Source organism: Pseudomonas sp. 2822-15 (assembly GCF_002742515.1).
Lineage (GTDB): Bacteria > Pseudomonadota > Gammaproteobacteria > Pseudomonadales > Pseudomonadaceae > Aquipseudomonas > Aquipseudomonas salomonii.
Genome location: NZ_LJRY01000329.1, coordinates 1 through 265 on the forward strand (window position 1 = coordinate 1; position 265 = coordinate 265).

The 265-nt window shown below is 35.5% G+C and carries 1 protein-coding gene; it reads right to left on the reverse strand.

Features of this window, described 5'->3' with window-relative positions; all coding sequences use genetic code 11:
* Nucleotides 1–265, reverse strand: a 265-nt coding sequence (locus AOA59_RS28285; RefSeq protein WP_178076311.1) for a gamma-glutamyltransferase, incomplete at both ends; no start/stop codon positions are given.

Below are 265 nucleotides of genomic sequence, written 5' to 3' on the forward strand. Positions count from 1 at the left end.
GGCATAAAGCCTGAACCAAATTCATGATAAATACTTTGAATAAGTGAAACTGCATTTCCGTCTTCGTCAACAGCACTCATAAATGTAGTATCTTTGCTTCCAGTTATGTTTGGTAACGAGTCTAATTCCTCTATTGGAAATGCACGGTCCATAGAAATAAACTCATTCATTTTCGTTGCATGCTCCTCAGATAGAAGTTCATCATACGGAACATTAATAGACTCTTTATCTGTTATCCACTCATCTCTATAGCGAAAAGATATTT